General features: G+C 45.0%; 21 protein-coding genes. 9 read left to right on the forward strand and 12 right to left on the reverse strand.

Features of this window, described 5'->3' with window-relative positions; translation table 11 throughout:
* Positions 1–4: 4 nt before the first annotated feature.
* The 3 genes from isiD to coaBC are packed head-to-tail and all read left to right on the forward strand — an operon-like array spanning position 5 to position 1623.
* Positions 5–217 carry a protein IsiD gene (isiD, locus tag QH73_RS21480; RefSeq protein ID WP_039717600.1) on the forward strand — a complete coding sequence of 71 codons (213 nt, stop codon included), beginning with the start codon at positions 5–7 and terminating at the stop codon, positions 215–217.
* 50 nt (positions 218–267) lie between these two features.
* Positions 268–408: a hypothetical protein gene (locus QH73_RS21485; RefSeq protein WP_165587759.1), complete on the forward strand. Its 141-nt coding sequence runs from the start codon at positions 268–270 to the stop codon at positions 406–408.
* A gap of 6 nt (positions 409–414) precedes the next feature.
* Positions 415–1623 carry a bifunctional phosphopantothenoylcysteine decarboxylase/phosphopantothenate--cysteine ligase CoaBC gene (gene coaBC / locus QH73_RS21490; RefSeq protein WP_039716230.1) on the forward strand — a complete coding sequence of 403 codons (1209 nt, stop codon included), beginning with the start codon at positions 415–417 and terminating at the stop codon, positions 1621–1623.
* A gap of 81 nt (positions 1624–1704) precedes the next feature.
* Here the strand turns inward: coaBC and QH73_RS21495 are convergent, their stop codons facing one another.
* From QH73_RS21495 to QH73_RS21515, 5 genes are all read right to left on the reverse strand, one after another.
* Positions 1705–2436 (reverse strand): alpha/beta fold hydrolase, encoded by a 732-nt coding sequence (locus QH73_RS21495; RefSeq protein ID WP_039716229.1) that lies wholly within the window; start codon positions 2434–2436, stop codon positions 1705–1707.
* Between the two features lie 78 nt (positions 2437–2514).
* Positions 2515–3024 carry a flavodoxin FldA gene (fldA, locus tag QH73_RS21500; RefSeq protein ID WP_039716228.1) on the reverse strand — a complete coding sequence of 170 codons (510 nt, stop codon included), beginning with the start codon at positions 3022–3024 and terminating at the stop codon, positions 2515–2517.
* Between the two features lie 130 nt (positions 3025–3154).
* A complete protein-coding gene (locus tag QH73_RS21505; protein WP_039716227.1) occupies positions 3155–4678 on the reverse strand; it encodes a chlorophyll a/b binding light-harvesting protein in 1524 nt (507 codons plus the stop codon).
* An 85-nt stretch (positions 4679–4763) separates the two neighbouring features.
* Positions 4764–5825: a chlorophyll a/b binding light-harvesting protein gene (locus QH73_RS21510; RefSeq protein ID WP_039716226.1), complete on the reverse strand. Its 1062-nt coding sequence runs from the start codon at positions 5823–5825 to the stop codon at positions 4764–4766.
* Positions 5826–6004: 179 nt separating this feature from the next.
* Positions 6005–6703: a phosphoribosyltransferase gene (locus QH73_RS21515; RefSeq protein WP_039716225.1), complete on the reverse strand. Its 699-nt coding sequence runs from the start codon at positions 6701–6703 to the stop codon at positions 6005–6007.
* Positions 6704–6962: 259 nt separating this feature from the next.
* Between QH73_RS21515 and QH73_RS21520 the strand changes: the two genes are divergently transcribed.
* Complete coding sequence (locus QH73_RS21520) at positions 6963–7655, forward strand: uracil-DNA glycosylase (RefSeq protein ID WP_039716224.1); 693 nt, start codon at positions 6963–6965, stop codon at positions 7653–7655.
* Between the two features lie 20 nt (positions 7656–7675).
* On the opposite strand, the gene QH73_RS21525 is transcribed toward QH73_RS21520, so the two are convergent.
* Complete coding sequence (locus tag QH73_RS21525; protein WP_132867457.1) at positions 7676–8458, reverse strand: hypothetical protein; 783 nt, start codon at positions 8456–8458, stop codon at positions 7676–7678.
* On the reverse strand, positions 8455–9168 hold the full coding sequence (gene pyrF / locus QH73_RS21530; RefSeq protein WP_039716223.1) for an orotidine-5'-phosphate decarboxylase: 714 nt from the start codon (positions 9166–9168) through the stop codon (positions 8455–8457). Before pyrF ends, QH73_RS21525 begins: the two co-directional genes overlap by 4 nt.
* Between pyrF and QH73_RS28965 the strand changes: the two genes are divergently transcribed.
* Positions 9155–9289, forward strand: a complete 135-nt coding sequence (locus QH73_RS28965; RefSeq protein WP_286194158.1) for a hypothetical protein — start codon at positions 9155–9157, stop codon at positions 9287–9289. The genes pyrF and QH73_RS28965 overlap by 14 nt on opposite strands.
* On the opposite strand, the gene tyrS is transcribed toward QH73_RS28965, so the two are convergent.
* On the reverse strand, positions 9264–10535 hold the full coding sequence (tyrS, locus tag QH73_RS21540; protein ID WP_039716222.1) for a tyrosine--tRNA ligase: 1272 nt from the start codon (positions 10533–10535) through the stop codon (positions 9264–9266). The two genes, QH73_RS28965 and tyrS, sit on opposite strands and share 26 nt — an antisense overlap.
* Positions 10536–10715: 180 nt before the next feature.
* Between tyrS and QH73_RS21545 the strand changes: the two genes are divergently transcribed.
* Entirely contained in the window at positions 10716–12626 is a 1911-nt protein-coding gene (locus QH73_RS21545; RefSeq protein WP_039716221.1) for a transglycosylase domain-containing protein, read from the forward strand.
* A 194-nt stretch (positions 12627–12820) separates the two neighbouring features.
* On the forward strand, positions 12821–13519 hold the full coding sequence (locus QH73_RS21550) for a pirin family protein (RefSeq protein ID WP_039716220.1): 699 nt from the start codon (positions 12821–12823) through the stop codon (positions 13517–13519).
* Between the two features lie 169 nt (positions 13520–13688).
* Here the strand turns inward: QH73_RS21550 and QH73_RS21555 are convergent, their stop codons facing one another.
* Positions 13689–15056 (reverse strand): phospholipase D-like domain-containing protein, encoded by a 1368-nt coding sequence (locus QH73_RS21555; protein ID WP_039716219.1) that lies wholly within the window; start codon positions 15054–15056, stop codon positions 13689–13691.
* 583 nt (positions 15057–15639) lie between these two features.
* Here QH73_RS21555 and QH73_RS21560 point away from each other — a divergent pair.
* Positions 15640–16890 (forward strand): vWA domain-containing protein, encoded by a 1251-nt coding sequence (locus tag QH73_RS21560; protein WP_132867458.1) that lies wholly within the window; start codon positions 15640–15642, stop codon positions 16888–16890.
* A 57-nt stretch (positions 16891–16947) separates the two neighbouring features.
* Here QH73_RS21560 and mltA read toward each other — a convergent pair whose 3' ends face one another.
* Positions 16948–18144, reverse strand: a complete 1197-nt coding sequence (gene mltA / locus QH73_RS21565) for a murein transglycosylase A (RefSeq protein ID WP_039717598.1) — start codon at positions 18142–18144, stop codon at positions 16948–16950.
* Between the two features lie 372 nt (positions 18145–18516).
* Between mltA and QH73_RS21570 the strand changes: the two genes are divergently transcribed.
* Positions 18517–19296, forward strand: a complete 780-nt coding sequence (locus QH73_RS21570; RefSeq protein ID WP_039716217.1) for a hypothetical protein — start codon at positions 18517–18519, stop codon at positions 19294–19296.
* A 113-nt stretch (positions 19297–19409) separates the two neighbouring features.
* Here the strand turns inward: QH73_RS21570 and QH73_RS21575 are convergent, their stop codons facing one another.
* Both QH73_RS21575 and mfd read right to left on the reverse strand, forming a co-directional pair.
* On the reverse strand, positions 19410–20081 hold the full coding sequence (locus QH73_RS21575; RefSeq protein ID WP_039716216.1) for a 2OG-Fe dioxygenase family protein: 672 nt from the start codon (positions 20079–20081) through the stop codon (positions 19410–19412).
* A gap of 660 nt (positions 20082–20741) precedes the next feature.
* Positions 20742–24422, reverse strand: coding sequence for a transcription-repair coupling factor (gene mfd, locus QH73_RS21580; RefSeq protein ID WP_039716215.1), 3681 nt, complete (start codon positions 24420–24422; stop codon positions 20742–20744).
* Positions 24423–24530: the final 108 nt, after the last annotated feature.

The raw sequence follows: 24530 nt of genomic DNA on the forward strand, positions 1-24530 counted from the left end.
CATGATGAAGACTTCAAGTATTTCTCGGCAGGATATTGCTGCTATGTCAGCAACAGACGTGTCGGAACTGGCAACTCGTTTAGAACAAGACAACTACACGCATGTTTTTGACGGCTTGCAAGATTGGCACTTACTCAGGGCGATCGCTTTTCAACGTCCAGAATTAGTGGAACCATATATTCATCTTCTCGATTTGGAACCATACGATGAATCGTGAATAAGTCGTAAGTCGTAAGTCGTAAGTCGGAATAAATCGTAGGGGCGGGTTTGTGGGAAAATAGCGATGCGATCGCGCGTAATTTTGGAGTTAAACCCGCCCGTACAGGAATCGTAGGGGCGAGTTTGTTGAAGATCTACGTGCGATCGCGCATAATTCTGGAGTTAAACCCGCCCGTACAGGAGTCGTAAGTTGAGATGAATCTAAAATCGCCCAGGCGGGTGTTAGTTGGAATTGGCGGGGGGATTGCGGCTTATAAGGTTTGCGAAGTTATTTCTACCCTGGTTAAATCTGGGGCGGAAGCAAAGGTTATCTTAACCGATTCTGCTCAACAATTTATCACTCCACTGACGGTATCAACTTTGTCTCGCCATCCAGCTTATACTGATGCGGACTTTTGGCAACCTACCCATCAGCGTCCCTTACACATTGATTTAGGGGAGTGGGCGGAAATTATGCTAATTGCACCCCTGACAGCAAATACGCTGGCAAAATTAGCATATGGCATGGCTGACAACTTGTTAACAAATACGGTATTGGCTTCTACCTGCCCCGTATTACTAGCCCCAGCCATGAATACGGAGATGTGGCAACAAGTCGCAGTACAGCGTAACTGGCAGCAATTATTGACAGACAACCGATTTTATGGGATGTCTACAGGATATGGGTTACTAGCCTGCGATCGCGTTGGTGCGGGGCGGATGGCGGAACCAGCAGAAATTGTGACTCATATTCAGTCTTTGTTATGTACGTCTGGCAAGCGAGACTTGTTAGGAAAACAAGTTTTAATTAGCGCGGGTGGAACGCGAGAATATCTCGATCCGGTACGGTTTATCGGTAATCCCGCCACGGGCAAAATGGGAATAGCTTTGGCACAAGCAGCTGTCAATCGGGGTGCAGATGTAACTCTAGTACATGGTATTGTCAACGCAGAAATACCGTCAGGAGTGCGATCGCTACCTGTTGTCAGTGCGGCAGAAATGGAGAAGGCAATGTTAGAGTGCTTTCCTACTGCTGATATTACAGTGATGGCGGCGGCTGTAGCAGATGTGAAACCTGCAAACTACAGCAGCGAAAAGTTACCCAAGCGATCGCTACCCGAAAGTTTGCCCCTCGCACCCGTGACTGATATTCTCGCCCAGTTAGGACATTGCAAGCAGCCCCAACAAATTTTAATTGGCTTTGCTGCCCAAATGGGAGATATAGTCACTCCAGCCTTAGAAAAATTACACCGCAAAAAATTAGATGCGATCGTTGCCAATCCGATCGATCTACCCGATAGTGGCTTTGGCAGCGACAACAATCAAGCGATTTTTTTAAACAAAGCAGGCGATCGAATTGCGATCGCACCTGGGACTAAGTTAGAAATGGCACATCGGATTTTCAATCTGGTTGTTAGTTATTAGTCATTAGTCATTAGTCATTTGCTATTTATAGCTAATAATTTTGAACTTTTAATTTTTGACTTTTGACCTTTAACTTTTGACTTAACCCTTATTGACTATTACCTGCATTTGATTTAACAGACATAAAGATTGCCAGAAGCTAAGAATATGTTTTCCTGCTTGTTGCGATTGAAAGAAGTGAAAAAAGTGTCCGCCGTCAGGATGAAGGTGGAAGCGATCGCTTGCTTTTAACAAAGGTTGCCATTTATGGAGTTCGGTAGCTTCTACAATTGGATCGTCTAGGCTTCCACAAACCATTAATGGTACTGACACGCCATTATGAGGGAAATTAGCTCTTTGCCAAAGAGAATGGGGTGAAAGCGAACTATCGAGATCTTTTTCTAAAATCTTTACCAATCCCTCAATTGTGCGATCGTCATAACAACCAAATAAATTATAAGCCATTGTAGATAAAACTTTTTTCCGATTCAGAGCTTGTAAGTGAGTGTAATAGTGAACTTGCCAATCAAGGGCAACATCTGCACCTACACCTAGAAGAGTTAAAGAAGCAAGATTTTCAGGATATTGGCGTGCGTACAAGAATCCTAATAAGCCACTCGTGCTATGTCCAATTAAGTGAACGGGATGGGGTGTATTTTGTAGATAGTCGTGTAACAATCCTATGGCAATATCGAGCGAACTAGCTTCATCCTGAGTCTGCAAATATTCCCAACGAGCAATTGAAACTCGTTTAGATAAATAATTTAACAAAGGCTGTTCAAAACAACGCAAACTCGAACTAGTGTTTAACCACAAATAATGGGGAAATGACATGAAAAATTCCTTCAGAGTTGAGATGACTGGTAGGGTGCGTTGATGAACGTACCCCACAAATTTCTGTTAACTATGAAACTAAATGCCAAACTCTTTCTTGAGTTGTGCTACCCAAGCTTTGACTCGTTCGTCAGTTAAATCAGATTGATTATCTTCGTCGATCGCCAAACCAACAAACTTTCCGTTCTTTACAGCTTTAGATTCATTAAAGTCGTAACCATCTGTGGACCAATATCCAACAGTTGTACCACCTAACTCCGCAATTTTTTCTTCTAGAATACCCATTGCATCTTGAAAGTTATCGGCATAACCAACCTGATCGCCAGTACCAAAATAAGCTACCTTCTTACCACTGAAATCAATACTGTCTAGATCGGGGAAAAAACCATCCCAATCGCTTTGAAGCTCGCCAATGTTCCAAGTAGGGCAAGCAACAATCAAATTAGTATACTCCTCAAAATCGCTTTCATCCACGTCAGCGATATTATGCAAATCTACTACATCTTGACCAAATTCTTTTTGAAGTGATTCGACAACCATTTCAGTTTTTCCGGTTGTGGAACCATAAAAAATACCAACTTTTGCCATTCTATTCACCTTGATTTGTACTGATTGATAATGAGACTTGCGCTGAAAATGGGAGTCGGGAGTGGGGAGTCGGAGTATTTTGGATTTTAGATTGAACTCCCTCAGCTCCCTCAGCTTCTTCAGCTCTCTTCTAACCCCCGATCGCGGGAATCATCTGAAATAAAATCAGATTATCTAAGAGCAAATAAGCAAAGATTGCTCCGCCAATTCCACCAATAAAGAATCCAGTCGAAAATTGACTCCAGTTATCTACGGTTTGTAAAGACTCTGGAACGTTTGGTACTGTGATTGCAAAATTCGGTCGCGGAACTGTAACTAAGGTTTTTTCCTGTGAGGTACTACCGTAAATTGAGAACCCAATCGTCAGGATGGCAATCAAACTGCCTGCGGCGAGTAGACCGAGTAAATTACTGGCACGACTGTCGTTTAAGGAACCTAGCGAACTTAATATTGTAAAAGGACCAACCAACCAATAACCGTGAGCCATCCCAATTTCTAGCCCCCGTGAGAGAGGTGTTATACCAGGACGATAAATTGGTAAGTATTTCAGAAAGTTCAGCGTCAGATCGGCAGCATCAACTGACGAGAAGCGATCGCCTGTTTGAGGATTTGATAACGGTGGCTGGATCAAGTCGCCTTTTTTCAAATCGAATCCAGCGGCGATCGCTCGGGAACGGAGGGCGTGCCAAATGTGACCCAGGAGGAATATGACAGCTAGGACGAAATGGAAAGTTACCAACCAACCACGGCTAGAAACAATCCCAGGAGAACTTTCCAAAGTGCGAATTGGACCGTAAAACACTTCAGGGTATGCGGTATTGTTCACTGAGGCAAAGTACGCCGCAAAAAAGCCCATATAGGCTACAGCGCCAATACTATAGGCAAGATACGCTTCACCCGAATAAATTAAAACTCGACGCGCCCAGGCAAACGGCTGAGTCAAGATGTGGAAAATACCACCACCAATTAACATCAAACCAACCCAGATGTGACCGCCAACAATATCTTCCAAATTATTAACAGCCGCCATTCCTTCCGAACCCCAAGCACCGAACAAGTAGCCAAAAATGCGGACGGGGTTCAGCGTCGGATGATTAATAACCCTCACATCTCCGCCGCCAGCTACCCAAGGGTCAAATAATCCACCCCAAAACATTGCCTTGGCGACGAGAAGCAAAGCACCCAAACCTAAAAGCATCAGGTGGATGCCTAAGATTGTCGTCATCTTACCTGTATCTTTCCAGTCATAACCGAAAAAGCCAGCCAAGGTGGGATTATCTTCTAATACCTCGGGTCCCAGTAAAGAGTGATAAATACCACCTGCTGCCAGAATTACTGAAGGGATCAGATGCAAAACGCTGATGACGAAGTAGGGATAGGTACTAGTAACTTGCCCGCCAGCACCAACACCAAAACCGAGAGTTGCTAAATGAGGGAGCAGGATTAACCCTTGTTCGTACATTGGTAAACTTGGGTTGTAACGAGACAACTCGAACAAAGTCATTCCGCCAGCCCACAACAGGATTAATGCAGAGTGGGCAATATGAGCGCCCAACAATTTGCCCGATAGATTGGTGAGACGAAAGTTACCAGCCCACCAGCCAACTTCAGGGATTTGGTTTCTGTATGGACTATCAGAAATTACTGCTGTCATTTATGCCTTCCTTGAGAAATATTTTCATTTTTTTGATCGCAAGCCCAAACTTAAGTTGAAATTATTTGCATTAAGTCAGTAAACTTCAGGCGATCGGTTTGGGAAGGATTGCTGCCTCGCTCACTCTCCCTTTACGAAAATCCAGCCCGCGCGATCGCAGCGCGTGCCAGATATGCCCTTGGAGAAAAAAGAAAGCTAACCAGAAGTGAGTGTTGGCTAACCAAGTCCGAGAAGTCACGAACTCAGGATCGGGCGATGAAAAGTAAGGTACGAGATTCTGCCGAATCGTGAGTGCAGGACCGTAAAATACTTCAGGATAAACGGTGGTGTTGACCGAGACGAAGAGGGTCGCGATAAAGCCCATGAGCGCTAAAGCACCCAAACTGTAAGAAAGGTAAGCTTCTCCCGACCAAACAAATAGCGGATGCGTCCATTGAAACGGTTTGGTTGCAATATGGAACAACCCGCCCAAAATCAACATTCCACCAACCCAAATGTGACCGCCAACAACATCTTCTAGGTTGTCAACGCCAGCAATCCAGAAATTGCCTACTGCACCAAATAGATAACCGTAAATTCTGGCTGGATTGAGTGTAGGGTTGGTAACGACGCGCACATTTTCCACTGCTGGGTCGTACAAACCACCGAAGTACATTGCTTTGGCGACCAATAAGAACGCACCTATCCCCAGCAATACCAGGTGAATGCCAAGAATTGTGGTCATTTTGCCTATATCTGCCCAATCGTAGCCAAAGAAACGAAACCGACCTTCCAGAGTATCTGGTTCCCGCAGGGCATGAAAAATCCCACCATAACCCAAAAATGCAGATGAGATTAGATGGATCGAGCCGATCGCAAAATAGGGGAATGTGCTTGTCACCTCGCCGCCAGCACCCACGCCCCAACCCTCAGCCGCTAGGTGAGGTAGTAGAATTAAGCCCTGCTCGTACATGGGCTTGGCTGGATTAAAGTGAGCCAGCTCAAATAAAGTCATTGCTCCCGCCCAGAACACAATTAGCCCTGCATGGGCTACGTGAGCGCCCAGGAGTTTTCCTGATAAGTTGGTCAGGCGAAAGTTACCCGCCCACCAGGGAACTTCGGTAGCGTTTTGCTCCACCGATAACGGACTTGTAGCAACAGTTGTCACTGTGCCTCCTATTGAGAATAATATTCAACAGTCTGAGAGAACAGATTACAACATGAATCGAGTTATTGACAATAGTTTTTATTAAAATTTTTGAGGGAGCAGGGAGCAGGGAGCAGGGAGCAGGAGGAAAATAACTTACGACTTACGACTTACGACTTACGACTTACGACTTACGACTTCTAACGCCCTAACCACAACTTCTGTTGTTGCAGACAAGCAAGGGCGATTCTTGTTTCTACTTGAGGAAATTCTTCGTAAAAGCGACTGACACTCAGAAAAGATTTGGGCGTGTGCAAGACGACGATCCGATCGCCCCATTGCTCTAGCCAAGGTAGTAAGGTTTGAGGTGCGACGGGAGTGCAGAGCCAAACTGCGATGTGATTTTGCGATCGCAGCGTTTGGGCGGCTACTGCCATGGTCATTCCAGTGGCAACGCCATCATCGACTAAGATTGCAATCGTATCTCGCGTTTGTTGGGCGATCGCGCTTTGTTGTGGACGACCGGAATTGAGGACTGCCATCTGCAATTTTGCCTTGCTCAAGGCTGCTTCCAACGCTATTTTTCCCGTTGGTGAATTTTGCAGCGCGATTGATGTTTGTCCTGCCCACAAGACGTTACCATCTGCTGTAACTGCTCCAATCGCTAGTTCTTGATTTTGGGGATGACCGATCTTCTTTGCCACAACAATATCTATCGGACAACGCAGCCGCCGCGCTACTGGCACTGCTACGGGCAATCCCCCTCGTGGTAAAGCATAAACAATCGGATAAGGGGCAACGTTAGAAACAGCCGCAATTTTGTCCAGAAGACGATGAATTTCCGGTGCTAGTTGTTCTCCAGCAGCAACGCGATCGCGAAACAATATAGCAGTTGACATACTTTCGGCTGAGGACGGCTACTGCTTATATCTTCAAGGATGTTTCCGCAGTTTAACTGTGTTCTACAGGCTTTTTTCCAATCGGCTAGCAAATGCAACAAGATTTATTTGGTAATAGTTTCCTCATTTTCAGTCTTAATCGGGAGTCGGTACGGGAGTCGGGAGTTGTAGGGGAGATAAGTAGCTAGAAAGAGAGTTAAAGAAGTCACAATTTCGCTACAATTGGAAGGTTTGCTAGCGCAGCTACAATTTTTATTCCATGTCTAGCGAAGACCAACTCAGCTTATTTGCAAGTTCAGATGTCGTCGAACCAGTCGCACCGCCGCAACTGGATCTGATTCCTACAGATGCGAAAATTCCCATTCCCATAGGGACTTACCCCAGCCTAGTTGAATTGGCACAGCACTGCAATCAGTGCCAGCGCTGCGAACTGGGAGAAACGCGCCATCATGCGGTAGTTGGGCGAGGTCATCCCCAAGCCCCGATTATGATTATTGGCGAGGCACCAGGGCAAAACGAAGATGAGACAGGGTTGCCCTTTGTGGGGAAAGCCGGACAACTTCTAGATAAAATTTTAGATTCTGTAAAATTAGATACAGACAAAGACATATATATCTGCAATATCAATAAATGCCGACCACCAGGAAATCGTACCCCCACGACTGATGAAGTAGAGGCTTGCAAGCCTTATTTATTAGAACAAATTCGCCTAATCGATCCAAAAATTATTCTTTTAACTGGCGCAACAGCACTCAAAGGTTTGCTAGGCGAAAAAAGAGCGATATCTAAAATTCGTGGTACGTGGTTGGAGTGGCAAGGACGCTTGTGTATGCCCATCTTCCACCCTGCTTATTTGTTACGCAACCAATCTCGCGAAAAAGGTAGTCCTAAGTGGTTGATGTGGCAGGATATTCAAGAAGTGAGAAAAAAACTGGATGAGATGCGCCAGTAGGGTGCGTTAAATAACGCATCCTACTCCTTCGTATCTCGCGCCCGACTTCTGGCTCGACAATCGCGCAACCAAGTTTCAATCGCCTGGGCAATAATACCATCACTCGTTTCCTCTGGTGGTGTGGGGGGTCTTTTGCCAGCGCGATCGCCAATGCGAGTAAACATACTAGCCAAACGCCATCCATCTTCAGTTTTGGTGAAAAAAGCCCAGTGAAACCCCTGCAATTCTACGGCGCGATCGCTCAAATACTGTCGCTCTAGGGTAGTAAAAAAGACCTGCTGCACGTCCTCACCATCCGCCTGCGGCGATTTAGGCTGGTAAACACCAGGATCGGTCGTTAAAGGTTCAAACTCTGGATTCCCTGCTATCAATACATACGTATAAAGGTCTGTACTGCGACTCAACCTACGAGCGCGTTGACTGGTGCGATTGGCATATCCCGGTAAATCTCTGAGAAGTCGATCGGTCAGAGTTTTAATATCTTGAGTAGAACAACGGGAGTCGGGAGTCGTAGGGGCGGGTTTAGCAAATAGATTCACCACCTCACCCGGAAATCTTGGTTCAAAACCCGCCCTTACAGGGGAGTCGGGAGTTGGGTAAATCCTAGTAGGGGCGGGTTTACCCAAGATATTTGTTATTAGTGAAGTATCTCGGTAAACCCGCCCGTACAAAAGTTGGTAGGAGCGCACGGCTGTGCGTCCGGCTGGGGTAGTCGAGACAGCAGGAAGTGGGGATAAAAAGGCAACAAAAATCCAGAGAAACTGTAAAATCCTCACTTTCCCAGCTCCCTCAGTTCTCTTCATTCAGCCGCTATCTCCTGACAAATCCGTTCCCACGCCTCCTCTGGACTGGCAGCAGCAGTAATTGGACGACCGATGACGAGATAATCTGCCCCTGCTTGAATTGCCTGCGCAGGAGTCAGCGATCGCGTTTGATCGCCTTTTGCTGCCCAGCTCGGACGCACCCCAGGACAAACTAAGAGAAAATCATCGCCGCAAGTCTGCCGCAACTGTTCCACCTCTTGCGGCGAACAAACAGCCCCATCTAACCCTGCTTCCCGTGCCAATAAAGCCATCTCTAAGGCGTATTCTGGTAGTTCTAGGGGAATTTTTAACTCAAAGGCAAGCTGACGGGCAGAAAGGCTCGTTAAAACAGTAATCGCAATTAATTTTGGTGGTGCTACACCTGCTATCTTTGCTCCCTCCTGCGCTGCTTGTTGAGCCAGTGACAAAGCCTCTTTACCAGCAGTCGCATGAATCGTCACTAAATCGACTCCATACCCTGCTGCTGCTCGACATGCCCCAGCTACCGTATTCGGTATATCGTGAAACTTGAGGTCTAGAAATATTCGCTTTTGCCGCTGTTTCAACGTAGTGAGAATACCACTGCCACAGCTCACAAATAATTCCAACCCTACCTTCCAAAAGCTGACCTGCGGCAACCGATCCAGAAGCGCGATCGCCTCTGCTTCTGTCGGTACGTCTAGGGGGACAATGATTTTGTCTGAAAGCATAGAAATCGGGAGTCGGGAGTCGGGAGTCGGGCAAGAGAGCAGGGGAGCAGGGGAGCAGAGGGAGCAACTACCAACTACCAACTACCCATTACCCATTACCCATTACCATTTACCAATTTGACAAATTTATTCTTGCCAACCTGTAAGACTTTACCATCCAATTCATCTGGAGAATTGAAGATTAGGTCTACTTGGTTGAGGCGATCGCCATCTAGTTTAACGGCTCCGCCTTGAACCTGCCTACGGGCTTCAGAACTAGTCGGACACAAACCACTGGCGCTGACAATGTAAAACAATTTCGCCGGAAATTTGATTTGAGCTAGTGAAAATTCTGGTACGGCTGAAGTATCGGCTGTATTGCCTTGTACCAGTGACATTGCTGCTTTTTGAGCGTTTTGAGCGGCTTCTTTGCCGTGGTATTGACTGACAACCTCTAAAGCAAGCAGTTTTTGGCGATCGCGGGGAGTTTCCGGCAATCCATCTAAGGGTAAATTTGTCAATAGCTCGAAATAATCTTTTAGCAAATGGTCTGGGGTTTTTTCCAGCTTAGAATACATCAATAGCGGGTCTTCTAGCAGTCCCACTTGATTTCCCAGCGACTTAGACATTTTCTGGTTGCCATCCGTGCCAATCAAAATTGGTAACAGCACGCCAAACTGTGGCTTTTGTCCGAAATGTCTTTGCAAATCTCGCCCTACAGCAATGTTAAATTTTTGGTCTGTTCCACCCAACTCTACATCTGCTTCTAGCGCTACAGAATCGTATCCCTGTACTAGGGGGTAGAGAAATTCGTGGATGTAAATGGGATTTTCTTTCTCGTAACGTTCGGCAAACCCTTCTTTTGCCAACATTTGCCCGACAGTCATCGTAGACAACAATTCTAGAATTTTGGTCAAATCGAGTTTTGACAACCATTCTGAGTTGTAACGAACTTCCAGCTTGTCGGGAGCAAAATCTAAAATTGGACGTACCTGATCTAAATAATTCTTAGCATTCTCGGCAACTTCTGCTGCACTCAATTGACGGCGAACTTCCGATCTGCCAGTCGGATCGCCAATTCTAGCCGTGAAATCGCCAATCAGCAAAACTGCTTTATGTCCGGCATCCTGAAACGCTCTGAGCTTGCGGACTGGAATACTATGACCTAAATGAATCTCAGCGCCAGTGGGGTCAATCCCGAACTTGACACGCAAGGGTCTAGTTGTCATTTTTAACAATTTTTCCAGACTTTCTTCAGGATTGCTAGAATCAGGCTGGTCTGGAAAGATTTCGCTGACACCGCGCCGTAGCCAATTTGGATCGGGTGTCGCGGTGGCTAATTGAGAGCTTGGCTCTTGCCTTGGGGATGATAAATTCGTTACACTCACTCGCAACCTTCTCAATCGCTTAATTGACAGACTACTATAGTGACAAAATTATCCGCTGATTTGGCGATCGCGATCGTAATCAGTTATCAGTTATCAGTTATCAGTGACCAGTTATCAGTTAATTCCCACTTCCGACTTCCGACTTACCAATCACTTGTTCCATGAGGAAATCAAACCGCTGTGTCTTCTAGCATTGCCCGAGAAAAACTGAGATATTCATCACCTGGCTGGAAATTTATTAAAGAAGTCAGTCAGGTGACAGGCGGAACCCTTCTAGCAGTCATTATGTTGACTAGTGCCATTGTAGCTGGAGGACTAGTCGGCTTAGCAATTAGCTTCCGCAACCTACCCGATGTCAGAGTCCTGCGTAACTATATTCCTTCCGAAACATCTTATTTTTATGACATAAACGGTAAAGTTCTTGCCAGCATTCACGGCGAAGCCAATCGCGAAGTCATACCTTTAAATAAAATCTCTCCAGAATTAAAACGAGCAGTTCTGGCGATCGAAGACAGTCATTTTTATTCCCACAACGGCATAAATATTAGTAGCGTCGGGCGTGCCTCAATTGTCAACTGGCAACGCGGGGCAGTTGCAGAAGGCGGCTCGACACTGACGATGCAGCTGGTTAAAAATATTTTTCTGACGCAGCAGCGCCGATTTAGCCGCAAAGTTGCCGAAGCAGTCTTAGCCATTCGTTTAGAACAAATTCTCAGCAAAGACCAAATTTTAGAAATGTACCTCAATCAAGTGTATTGGGGACACAACACCTATGGTGTAGAAACAGCAGCTCAAAGCTATTTCGGCAAGTCAGCCGCAGATTTAAATTTGGCGGAAGCGGCGATGATGGCAGGAATCATTCAAGCACCGCAAAACTACAGCCCATTTGTCAGCATGAAAACGGCGAAACAACGCCAAGAAACTGTTTTGAACCGAATGCGAAGTTTGGGCTGGATTACGGCAGAGGAAGACGAGAAAGCGAGAGAAACGAAAATTACCCTGGGGAAAGTTCGCTCGTTCCAACGTAGTAGTATGCCCTTCGTCACTAATACTGCGGCTCAAGAGTTAGAACGGGAATACGGGCTAGAAGCCGTGCAAAAAGGCGGGCTGCGGGTGCAAACTACCGTTGATTCCAGAATGCAACAGCTTGCTGAAGAAACCGTAGCAAAATGGCATAAAACTATTCGCTCTCAGGGAGTCCGCGCCGACCAGATGGCTTTGGTGTCAGTCGATCCGCGCACTCAATTTATTAAAGCATTGGTAGGTGGGGTAGATTATCAAAAAAGCGAATTTAACCGCGCGACTCAAGCCCGCCGCCAACCAGGATCTTCTTTTAAGCCGTTTGTCTATTACACGGCATTTGCTTCAGGAAAATTTACGCCCAATAGCGTTATCAACGATACTCCGGTTAGTTACCGCATCCCTGGGGGAATTTGGACTCCGAAAAATTACGATGACTCTTTCAACGGTCCCATGCCAGTGAGGCGATCGCTCGAAGTGTCGCGTAACATCCCCGCCGTGAAGCTAGGTAGTGCTGTGGGTTTGAATAAGGTGGTCGAGACGTGCCGCATCTTAGGCATCAACAGCCCGATGGAACCAGTTCCATCTTTACCATTAGGCGCGATCGGTGTCACGCCTCTGGAAATGGCAAGCGCCTACGCGACAATTGCTAATTACGGATGGCAGTCCAAACCAACGATTATTGCCCGCGTCACCGATAGTAGTGGTAACGTTATCCTCGATAACTCGCCCAAACCCCAACTCGTTTTAGAACCTTGGGCAGCCGCTACCTTAACAGATGTGATGAAAGGGGTCATTACTAGCGGTACGGGAACCGCCGCCCAAATCGGTCGCCCCGCCGCAGGTAAGACGGGAACCACATCTTCAGAACGGGATATTTGGTTTGTTGGTTTCGTGCCACAATTAGCAACAGCTGTTTGGGTCGGCAACGACAACTACCGTCCTGTCGGTAAGGGTGCAACAGGAGGCGTATTCGTCGCCCCGATCTGGCGATCGTTTATGTCTCAAGCCTTAAAAAATACGCCAGTTGAGAATTTCCGTCCTCCTTCGCAGTTCGATCGACCTAAATAAGAGAGCTGAGGGAGCTGAGGAAGAATTTTGGATTCAATCTAAAATCGTCAATCTCAAATCTAAAATTGATTCACGCACCACTTTCTTTGTGAGGAAAGCCGTACATGGTGGCGGTTCTCTTTTTTTAGCTAGTTAATTTAATATTGAATTAATCGATATTGAACTAATTGATCGAACCAAGTTGGAGGAAAGATATGATTACACTCAGACAAAGCCAAGAACGGGGACATGCGAATCATGGGTGGTTAGATAGCTATCACACCTTTTCATTTGCAAATTACTACGACCCCTCTCACATGGGGTTTCGATCGCTGCGCGTGATTAACGAAGATCGAGTCCAGCCAGGAAAAGGGTTTGGGACTCACGGACATCGGGACATGGAAATTCTCACCTACGTTCTTGAAGGCGCACTCGAACATAAAGATAGTATTGGGAATGGGGAGATCGTCCGACCCGGAGAAGTACAAAGGATGAGTGCTGGAACGGGAATTATGCACAGCGAATTCAATCCTTCTGCTACCGAACCAGTTCACCTCTTGCAAATTTGGATTCTGCCCGATCGCCAAGGCTTAGAGCCGAGTTACGAACAAAAAGCATTTTCAGTTGCCCAAAGACAGGGAAAATTACGCTTAATTGCCGCTAAAGATGGACGCGATGGTGCTGTGACAATTCATCAAGACGTGAATTTGTATTCAGCCATATTGCAACCGCAAGATCGGGTCACTTATCAATTGCAACCAAATCGTTATGCATGGTTGCAAGTAGCGCGGGGTGCAGTGACGCTCAACGGTCATAGCTTGAACGCGGGAGATGGAGTAGCAACCAGCGCCGCTGAATTGTTGGAAATTAGCAGCGATCGCGATGCGGAAATCTTACTTTTCGATCTGGCGTAATTGCTGCGGGAGTTGAGGGGAACAATACCAATTTACAAACAATTCGCAACTCAGAATTTCCTGACTTCTGTACGGGCGGGTTTTGGACAAAGATTTATCGTTACCAAGCGTGAATCTGCTGGCTAAACCCGCCCCTACAACTCCTGATAACTGACAACTGATAACTGATTTAACGGCATGGTTTTGCTTGAGGCATACTCGCTTTTCCTAATATTGCCGTGCGGTAAAGGCGATCGAATTCCCGTTCGTAGTGGGCTGCAACTGTGGGATGATCGATAATAACTAAGGTTTCATCGTTGGAGTAATTTGCTGCTTCCGACCAATTATGGCTACCTGTAATGACTTGTCTGCCATCTAATATTGCCATTTTACTGTGTACGCCGCGATCGCCTGTTATTGCTTTAGGAAAACCAACTGTATTAATTGGACGATACCAAGGTTTGATATTATTAACACCCTGTTTGCGACGAGTCGGACATAATCCCATTGCATCGTAAGCTTTAGAGTAAGATTGTCGATAAAAATCTGGATCTATTAGGATTTTAATATCTTCTATTCCTGTATCGCGTACTGTTGCTAAACTATCGCTAATTTCTCGATCTGAAAACACGAAAACAGCAACATGTACGCTTTTTTTCACGGTTTTAACAAAGTAAGAAATTGTACCGTTGCTAGTCATGCCAATACTTTCAGTGCGATGAGCGGGTGAAAAGTTTAGCGTAACGTGACCCGTTCCAACTAAAATTGTTAAAGGCTGTCTGCGGGGCTTATGAGATTTAAATAATCCTTGCCACATATAATTAAACTCATCTGTTAAAGTTTGAGCAATTTGAGGATTGTTGGGAATGACGACCATATTATTTGGATTACCTCGACTTGCCGGAACCTGAAAATCTCCATGCATATCGGAAGTTGTAAAGTTACCGCTTGATATAATTGTGGTTTTATTATCTACAACTAAAAACTTGTGATGCATTAAGCCGCTGCCTCTAGTTTTACCCTTGGCAGTATCGGAGTCGTCTTTAATTTCAATGCCATGCGATCGCAACAAAGCTAAGGCATCGATTGGATATCGTTTTAGTTCTTCGTAAGCTCGGCGATCGTGTTGCTTCATGCGAGTAATTTCCGCTGAAGTATAATTTGCTAAAGTTTTATTATATTGACTATCAATTATTATTCTGACTTTTACACCTGCTTTCTGTTTAGCAACGAGTGCTTTTGCAACCAGAGGGAGTCGAAATTCCATCACTGCTAAATCTATTGACGATTGAGCCTGAGATATGGCATCGATCGCTTTTTGTTCTAAATTGTCCCCTAGACGTATAAAATGCCGATAAGGGTCTTGATATGAAGCGGCTTGATTTTGATTAAAATAAACTTGAATAGCAGAGTCTTGAGGGAGCGGTTGAGTAATTTCTAAGTGTGTTTTGGGTTTGACTATCTGAAATAAAACAAACCCAAAGACTAGTAAAAATACAAATAAAGCTATTTTGACTGTTCGTAAATGCTTGTGGCGAATTAAGTATTTCTGTCTCATTCCTAAAAGTCGCGTTTTCTAGATATTTTCTGGAGTTTTGAGAAATGTGTCGTCACAAATAGCTGGAAAGCTTGACTTATGGCGATACGAACTTATAATTCCCAATTTCCGAGAATTGTTATTCTCATACCATTTCTCTAAAATTCGGTTATAGAAGCTCTTCTGTAGCCCTCCTTTTTAAGGGAGTTAGAGGATCGAAGAACTCAGTTACCTCCTCGCCAGATCCCCCCTAGCCCCCCTTGGGAAAGGGGGAAACCAAAGAAAGTTGCACGTCGTGTCTTTCACTCAAATTTGGTTTTAGAAAAGCTTCTATAGCCCCCCTTTTTAAGGGGGGGTTGGGGGGATCTCTCTTGTCGCAGTCAAAAAGTAAAATGGTATTAGACTACGCCAAAGCGATCTTTTTGATCGCGCAGGATTGTGCAGATTGGCTCAGAGAAAACTTTCTGGCTATTCTTATTGCTATTTAGGCACGATAAATCTTAATATCTAAAATAAACAAACTTAGTGCGATCGCCATAGTAAACTTGCAACAGGACTGGCAATATAAGTATCAAAAAATATAAGTAGTAAGTCCAAGATAGACATGAAAATAAAAATAGTTTGCGCTTCACTACTTTTGGTATTAACTCCTTTATCGCTTGCTATCAGCGGCTGCGATGCTGAAGGAAACAATTATGCAAATAATTCTGATGTAACTTCTACTACTCAAACTACAGAAATCAAGACAAACTTAACACAATCAGATCGATCTACCGAACTCGATCCGTATGCAGCAGAAGCCTACTATCAGCAGCTATTGGCACAATATGGGGAAAATTATCAAGAGTGTTTAGAGCCTGTATCAGTTAATCTCGATTCGGTTACGAACTCAAATGCTTCTGAGGTAGATCCCACAGAAAAAATCACTAAAATGAAGCAGCAAAATAAAATTTTTGTGTTAGACGCTTCGGATTCTATGCGAGTGTTTACAGGTAGTGGTACTACGAAGTTCGACATTGCTAAAGCTGCGATCGCTCGTTTTGTCAGTACATTTCCTTCTACAACTCAAGTTGGAGTTAATATATTTGGCGATCGTAGCGCCGATGCAACACCAGATCCGACTACTGTATGTGCTGCTAGCGAAACTATGTATTCTCTAGTACAGTTGAGCAGCTTAATTTTAGCACCAGCCAACGAACCCACCTTAGAGGCTGAATTTAAACCAATTTATAAACCAATAACGGCAAGCCTATCAAGATTCAACGATATTCTAAGCGATCGCAATGGGGCTAGCAATCAAAATATTATTTATTTAATTACTGATGGGACAGACAATTGTAATGGTGATGCTGTAGCCACAGCCAGAGAATTGCACGATTCTCCGGCAAAAATTACGGTAAATGTAATTGGCTTAGATGAAGATGAAACCACGCAGCAGCAGTTGCAAGCCATAGCTGAAGCTGGCGGAGGCGATTACTTTCTAGCGCGCGATGCTAATGAATTCAACACTGCTTTTGAACGGACACAAGAGAAAATCGAGGCAGAAAAATATACAACAATTCAACTAACAGAAAATCGACCACAAGCGTCCACAAATTCTAATCCTAGCATCAATCAGATTACGGCTTGTACTACAGTTAAAATGAATCGAGAGCTAGGTCAAATTATTAGTCAGGTGAATCGTTTATCTGCACTCCAAGGAACAAATCTTAAGTATAATAATCATGTTCTAGCCCGGTTAAAAGAAAGGCAAGAGCGGATTACCGCATGGCGCGATCGCTTGTTAACTAATACTGGCAATCCTCAAATAGATTTAAATTTATTTCGGCAGGAATTGGCACAGGCAACGCAATAATTAGTTGACAGTTGACAGTTGACAGTGAAAGGACTGATGATTATCAACCGTTAGCCGTCAACCATCAACTGCTTTCTTCAACAACAAATAATAAAGTTGTCCGTTACTGACTGTAACTCCAGCACGCTTTGCTGCTAGATCGCCAGTTCCCATAAAGTAATCGACTCTACCTGCTCCTTTGATGGCGCTACCCGTGTCTTGATTGAGGACGTAGCGGCTAACAGTACGCTGTTCTAGCTGTCCTTGCCGATCGAAATAAGGAATTTGGGTATGAATCAGCGCTAAAGCACCAGGCGGCGTAAGTGACTTATCTGTGGCGATCGATCGCTCGGCTGTGACTGGTACTCCCAGGTATCCGTGAGGTGGAGCGTTGTTTGTGGGTTGAAAAAAGACAAATGTACGGTAGCGGGGTAGATACGTATTTAATTCTGCCGGGTGTTGGCGAAAGTATTGTAGTACAGCAGGTAGAGTTAACCCATCGGCGGGAAGTTTGCCATCTTTAATCAGTTCTTTGCCGATGCTGGTATAAGGAAATTTAGTCTTGCCAGCATAACCAACAGTCATGATACTACCATCTGTCAGGTGCAGGCGTGCCGAACCTTGGATGTGAACCAGAAAGGCTTCTAGGCGATCGCGCAGCCAAACCAGTTCTCGTCCGTGCAGCCGACTTTTCGCTCCCAATAAACCGTTCTCGCCTTCTAATTCAGCTCTGGTAGGATGGGGTTCAGTCCACGCAGCAAAGTCAGGTGGGAGTCGATAAAGAGGATAGCGGTATTCAGCCGTTTTAACGCGGCTGGCAGGATAGATCGGCTCGTAGTATGCAGTAAATAGTACTTCACTCTTACCGTTTTGTGCCGGAAATTGATACAGTTCAAATTCTTGCTGGACGGCGGCTTGTAGTTGTTTTGGAGAACGGGAGTTAATCACCAACTGGCGAAATCGCACTAAACTACGCCAGACGCGATCGCGGGTAATCTCGCGTAGGGGATACTGTTGATAAGCTGCAATTGCTTGCGGCGATCTCAAATATCGCAAACTGTTATCGATCGCTTTGAGTAAAGCTTGGCGATCGCCTTTTTTACCTTGACCCCAAATCTGTTCGTCCCAACCCAAGCGATCTGATTTTTGTTGTATATTAGCAGGTACGAGCTGGACTGTGGCAGCACTAGCATGAATTGTAGAAGCATTACCTGTAACTTCTGCCGACAGTGATTGAGCCAGGACTAGGGCAAATAGTGCTACTGTCTGTTTCATCATTAACGAACTATACACCAGCGATCGCACTTATGCGATCGGCTTATAGTTTTTTAATCAAGTTTTGATAGCTAGACACACCCTATTTGAGCGATCGCCAATAAGATTTAATGTTATTACGTAATTATTAACTCGATCTGAGACTAGTAAATACTGCGATCGCATTTAAAATTTTCAGTAACTTAATAATTGTAATTCTGCATGAATAACTCAAATGTCAACATTGTAAAAAGGAATCAGAATAACTCATGGGTTTTCAATTGTATTCGCCCGATAGTAGCCCCTACAAGAAAGATAATGCTAAGTTATGTAGCAATTGCTTATACTAACACAGGGTATTAACTTAAGACTTAAGGTAAGTGAAATGTAACTATGGCTGCATTTGATCCAGAGCATTTGATCGATACCAACATGGAACTATCATTGATATCTACTTCAGAAGAGGTAGATCTTCTCCGCGAACAAGTAGAGTTTCTCCGCGAACAGATGGAGTCTTTGCATCGAATGGTAGAACGTCTAAACTCAGAGTCGCTTGACAAGCAGCAACAAATACAAGAGCTAGAGCAAGAATTAGAACAAACAAACAAAGAATTGTGCCGCGCACTCGTCCCACAGCAGCAAGAGATTACCCCAGTAGAAGATTACCAAGGTAAAGCCCTCGATCGGCAAGTTTCAGTCAGCAAGTCTTTAGCTGCACTATTCAATACTACTTGCAATCGCGCCATCCCTGCAAAGATACTGGAGGTAGAAAAGGCAAACAAAAGTACTGCTATATTACCAAGTATAGTAGCTCAGCAAATCTTAAATAATTCAAAAGAATTAACAGTTCATTCACGGCAACTTGGTTCTCAATTCAAAGAGCTTGGATTACAGTTTATTGCTAATCAAGCTAGTTTCATGAAATTTCAAGAGGAAGTAGCTCGGAAATTAATAGAACTGCCGCAGCAACATAAAAATGCAATGATTATGTCTCAGCGTTTGCAAGCATCTCGAACGAAAACAGAGGCAAACGTAAGGCAACTTCAAGAACATGTGGAGCAAACCAAAAAATTGTCAAATAAATCCAAGGTTTATGTAAAGTCAGTAAAATCGAGATCTGCAAGTTATTCCGACTTAAAAAAATTTGCGAAAGCCGATTTAAGCTTAGCTTAAATCGGCTTTTCATCTAAGTTGATAATAGTTCAATAAATACTATAGCGTTTCCCATGCAGGTGTAATACATGCGTAGGTGCGCACAGAGAAAGCGCCCCTACAAGTGACAACGACTATGACAGCAGACTCGGACAAGTTAATACAAACACATCCCTCGTTCCATCTATTTCATCATTTAGAGGTTTAACGGGAGTCGTGTAATGGAAAAATTCGCGATCGTTAAGTAGTAAAAGTTCTCCAGGGTTAAGAGTTTTATTAAACACAGGGCTTTCCTTTTTAGATCTGTATAAGTGTGTCTCTCCCCCTTGGACATTATTACGACCGATAGAAAAGATCGCAATCAGATCTGTCCCGTCTCGATGAATTCCCTCTGGTGCTGGATTGCCAAAATTGGTTGCAGAACAAGTCGTTCTAATTTGATGCACGCCAATTTCCCGAGAGTCAGAATACAATTTACAAGCATCATTAAAAGCAAACAGCAATCTTGTAAAATCTTCATGCACTACCAGAGCATCATCAATTTCATGAAACTCTCTTTGAATATCTCCTACTACAGGATTATATTCTTTGCTTTGAAATAAGCGACCGTGAGGTAATTTCACCACTTTTCCGTCTGTTATGCTAAAACGGGATAAACGGCGGCGGCGATAGTTACCCTTAATGTATGGATCTACTGGCAAATCTTGGAAAAAGCGCTGCAACTCTTCTAAGTTAATAAAATTTGCCTTTTGTAATGTAAATAATAAGTCGTAGCCTAATTTTTTTGAATTTAGTACTTTTTGCATAGAAAACTAATCCTTTATTTTCGATCCCCGAGTATATTTACTCGTAAAAACAATCCATATTTATAGTATAATTTGGATTTTTCAAACTGCTGTTAACTTCATTACAAAAAGTTTCACTTTATTAACAAAATGGCAAAATTGTCTCAAGGAATACTAAATTTTCTTCGAGCCATATTTTGTAAGTAAAAATACTGAAATCGTGTTTAAATACGGCGTTAGCGAAGCTGAACGAAGTTATCGCTTGCCAAACTGAAGATAAGAAATTTCCCTACCCTAAAACCATTCGATATCTTTATACAGTGGGTTACTAACCAATATGCACGTATGGCAACCTCAGAAAGAATTCTACCGAACGCAAATATGGTGAGGGCGGGTTTATCGCGTGATTCTTGCCTGTACGAAGAAGCTAGGTAAAAACCCGCCCCTACAGACGCTTTTAATCCTAGCAGGGCGGGTTTTTCATACCGAAAAAAATACACGATTGACGCCAATACAGTTCAGTTAAAAGCGATCGATCCTCGAAGATCCCCCCAACCCCCTTGGAAAGGGGGCTACGACTCCCCCCTTTTTAAGGGGGGCGAGGGGGGATCGTCTTATCTGAACCGTATTGAGATCGACCCACCCCCTACAAATGACCAATGACCAATGACCAATGACCAATCAAACCATAACCGTTTCTGGAACTGCACCTTGCATCTTGCTCAAAGCATCAATTAACGTTTGCAATTGCTGTTCGGTTTTGAGAACTGCTAAACCGCGCACGGTGACTTTACCAGGCGAGTAAACAAAGCGCGATCGCAAACTATCGGGTAAGTTGGCGATCATCAAATTCCAAGCAGGTTCTTCCATCGCAGTTTCTAAAACTACGTGCTGTTTACCTTCGGGTTTGATGCGGCTAAATCCTAATTTTCTCGCTAGTTGTTTCAATTCCATGACGCGCAATAATTGAGTTGCACCTGTGGGAATTGCCCCGTAGCGATCGCTCCAATCTGCGGCAAGTTGGATTAACTCTTCTTTGGTTTTCGCCGCTGCTACAGCCCGATACGCGCTCATTTTCTGGTCTAAATCGGTAATGTAATCTGTGGGAATAAACGCCGTCAAATTCAAATCGATTTGCGTATCTTCCACTTGAGGAATTTCCTGACCGCGAATTTCGCGCAAGGCTTCTTCTAACATTTCCATATACAGATCGAAACCAATCGCATCCATTTGACCGGATTGTTCTACGCCTAATAAATTTCCTACACCGCGAATTTCCATATCGCGCATTGCTAGGTGATAGCCAGAACCGAGTTGGGTGAATTCTTGAATTGCCCGCAAACGCTGCCTTGCCGTATCGGATAGCGCCCGTTGTTTGGGATAAAATAACCAGGCATGAGCCTGAATTCCCGCCCGTCCGACACGCCCCCGCAACTGGTAGAGTTGGGATAAACCGAAGCGGTGAGCATCTTCAATTAGAATCGTATTTACACGCGGGATATCTAAGCCCGATTCAATAATCGTGGTGCAAACCAGAATATCGGCTTCCCCGTTACTAAAGGAAAGCATTGTTGATTCTAATTGGTTTTCATCCAATTGTCCGTGTCCAACGGCAATTCTCGCCCCGCCAACAATTTCTCTTAAAATTGCCGCTGTCTCTTCAATTCCTTCCACACGCGGAACGACGTAAAAAACTTGTCCGCCGCGATCGAGTTCTTGACGAATAGCGCTGCGAATTGATTCAGTATCGTAGGGTGCGAGGTGAGTTTTAATCGGTCGGCGGGAGGGAGGCGGCGTAGTAATCAGACTCATTTCCCGAATTCCCGACAAAGACATATACAAAGTGCGAGGAATGGGAGTTGCAGAAAGAGTCAGTACGTCTAATTGAGTTTTCAAGGCTTTAATTTTTTCTTTCTGGTTCACCCCAAATCTCTGTTCTTCGTCGATTACCAATAGCCCTAAATCGCGGAAGCTGACACCTTTACCCAATAGTTGGTGCGTCCCGACCACAATATCTAACTCACCTGTCGCCAATCGCTTGAGTAATTCTTTCCGTTCCTCCGCACTGCGGAAGCGGTTGAGTAAGCCGACATTAACCGGATAAGGGGCAAAGCGTTCTTTTAACGTGTGATAGTGCTGTTGCGTCAGAATGGTGGTAGGGGCAAGCAAAGCAACTTGCTTACCTGCGGTGACAGCTTTGAAAACGGCGCGAATTGCTACTTCAGTTTTACCAAAACCCACATCACCGCAGACCAAGCGATCCATCGGGCGATCGCTTTCCATGTCGCGCTTGACATCTTGAGTCGCTTTGAGTTGGTCTGTTGTCGGTTGATAGGGGAAAGAATCTTCTAATTCTACCTGCCAAGGAGAATCAATTGGGTAAGCATAACCCGATTGCTGCGATCGCTGAGCATATAATTGCAGCAGATCCACCGCCAGTTTCTTGATCGCTTTTCTGGCGCGGTTTTTCGTGTTTGCCCACGCCTTACTCGACATTTTATTCAGTTCTGGCGGCTTGCTATCAGTGGCGCGAAACCTTGACAACGAACCGAGTTGATCGGCAGCGACGCGCAACAAACCATCGGCATATTGCACGACTAAATATTCTCGCGTTTCGCGATCGATTGTCAGACTTTCCAGCCGCAAAAACTTGCCGATCCCGTGATTTCGGTGAACGACAAAATCCCCCGGACGCAACTTATTCGGATCGACTTGCTTCGAGGCGGCGCGGCGACGCTTGCGGATGTAACTAGGGGTAGCGAGGCTGTGCTGACCGTAAAATTCGCGGTCAGTCACCACCATCAGACGAAATGTAGGGAGAATAAAACCTTCTAATTCTGCTACCCCCGAATATTTCAACGCCACGGGTGTACGTTGAGCTTGCAACTTATCGATCGCCTGGTAGTCGCGAGGATTGGGGATAAATTGGGCGGGACAATCGTGTTCTTGCAACAGGGCAACAGAACGGGATGGTTGCGCCGAAACTAACCAAGTCGAAAAACCGCGATCGCGTTCTTGTCTAATTGTCTCTGCTAACTTCCCAAACGCATGAGGAGTGACGGGAATCGAACGACTGGCTAGATTGAGGGGTGAGGAGTGAGGAGTGAGGAGTGAGGGGTTTTCTTCAACTGCTAATTCCGATAAATATAATTCCTGAAATCCTTGGGCTGTTGCGAGAGAGTCTTCAAATGTTCTATGGACTTTTGGTAGTTGGTTGTTAGTTGTTAGTTGTTGGTTGTTGGTTGTTGGCAAGTTAACTCCGAATTCCGAATTCCGAATTCCGAATTCCGAATTCCGAATTCCCATTTGTTGCCACTGTTCCTCTGCATTTTCCACCCAGCGATCGCTGTGCGCTTGACATAGTTCTAGTTCGTCAATGGTGATAATCGTATCTTTGGGTAAATAGTCAAGAAGGGATGCGGGTTGGGGGAAAGCTAAACCCAGAAAGCGGCGGCTACCTTCTGGGTCATTTCCTGCGTCGAATAGTTCTCGTTCTTCTGGGGAAAGGTAGGTTTTAACAATTTCTGTTTGTTCCTCCGTTAGTGCTGCTTTGACGATGGGAGCAAAATTGGTTGGTGTAAGCACGACTTGTGATATCTTGTCAAGTGCCGTGCCACCCACGGAACTGCGTTGAGTCGCTGGGTCGAACTCGCGAATTTGTTCGATTTCATCGCCAAACCACTCCAAACGCACGGGCAATTCGGAAGAGACGGGAAACACGTCTACAATGTCACCACGCCTACTCCATTGTCCTTCAGTTTCTACCGTGGGTACGCGATCGTAACCCATTGCTGCAAGGCGATCGCCAAAGTCACCTAGATCGAATTCCATCCCCTTACTAATGGTCAAGCAGTAGGGTTGAAACACGTCTGCTGGTGGTAAGTGGGGTTGTAAGGCTCTTTCTGTCGCCACAACTGCGATGAGGGGTGAGGAGCGAGCAGCGAGGAGTGAGGGGCGGGAAGTAGTATTTTCTCCCTCAGCTCCCTCAGCATCCTCAGCTCCCTCAGCTCTCTTATTTCCCGTTTCCTCAATCAAATCTGCCAACACCTGCATCTGTCCCCAAGTCATTTCGGTTTCGGGGTCGAAGGGTTCGTAAGGCGATGCTTCTGAAGTGGGGTAAAAATGGACTCGATCCCATCCCATCGATTCGAGTTGAGCCGTCCAACGTCCGGCTTCTTCCAAAGTGGCGCAGATAACCAGGAGGTGATGCTGTTGTGCTTGTGCTAAAGCTGAAGCCACCAATCCTTTAGGCAGGCGCGAAACGCCATTGAGAGAACAAACCTGCTGGCGATTGAGTTTAGATATGAGTTCAGTAGACAGTGGCGATCGCCCTAAGGCGCGCACGATAGAAGAAAAAGCCATAAGTTATTAGCTACAGCAGACGGAAAATTATAACGGGATAGATGCTATTTCTCCATTCTAAAATTCTCAACAAAATTAGGGGGAAGGGTAATCGGTAGTTGACAGTTA

Source organism: Scytonema millei VB511283 (genome assembly GCF_000817735.3).
In the GTDB taxonomy this organism is placed as follows: Bacteria; Cyanobacteriota; Cyanobacteriia; order Cyanobacteriales; family Chroococcidiopsidaceae; genus Chroococcidiopsis; species Chroococcidiopsis millei_B.